General features: G+C 64.5%; 1 protein-coding gene. It reads left to right on the forward strand.

The window, feature by feature from the left end; translation table 11 throughout:
* Positions 1-789: ATP-binding protein (locus tag L692_RS32840; protein WP_036723977.1), on the forward strand; the 789-nt coding region annotated here is incomplete at both ends.

The following is a 789-nucleotide window of genomic DNA, read 5'->3' on the forward strand; positions in this document are numbered from 1 at the left end:
GGGAAAGAGCTGCGGCATGGGAGACGCTTAAGACGGCGCTTCTTCGCCGGAACGACCTGATGTCCCGGCTTCGCGTGGCGATGGAGGAGCTGGAAGAGCATGAACGGGAGCTGGAAGCGCTTCGGCAAATTTGCGGCAATCTGCTGCGCGAAGGCGGGGCGGGAGACGGAGAAGACCTGCTGCGCCGGGCCGCGGCTGTGTCCCGGCGCCGGGAGCTGGAGCGGTCCGTCCGGCACTGGGAGCTGGCGATGTTCGGAGGCAGGGATGGAGAGGAAAGACAGGGCCTTCTGGAACTGCTGACGGCTAAAGACGCTTATGCGCTGGAAGAAGAGAGGAAACGGGAGGACATGGAGAGGACCGGACTGGAGGAGCGAAGAAGCGCGCTGCTTCAGCTTCGGGGCAGGCTGCTGCAGGAGAGAGAGAACCTGAAGTCGCTCTGCCGGGAAGATAGCACACTGCAGCAGCTGGAGGAGCAGAGGGCGGCGCTGCGGGGGATTGCGGAGCAATACGCCGTTTCCGCGCTCGCTGCGGAATTGATCGGCCGGACGAGACGCGTTTACGAGCGTGAGAAGCAGCCGCAGGTTCTGGCCTTGGCTTCCTCGTATTTCGAGCGGTTGACGGGAGGAGAGTACCGACGGGTCGTCATGACGCTGGGGAAGAAAGAGCTGAAAGCGGAACACCGGGAGGCGGGCCTGCTGGACAGCGGGCTGCTGAGCAGGGGAACAGCCGAGCAGCTGTATCTGTCCCTGCGCCTGGCTCTTGCGGGAACGATGGACCGGCAGGGGCCGC

Source organism: Paenibacillus forsythiae T98 (assembly GCF_000520735.1).
Taxonomy (GTDB): domain Bacteria; phylum Bacillota; class Bacilli; order Paenibacillales; family Paenibacillaceae; genus Paenibacillus_AQ; species Paenibacillus_AQ forsythiae.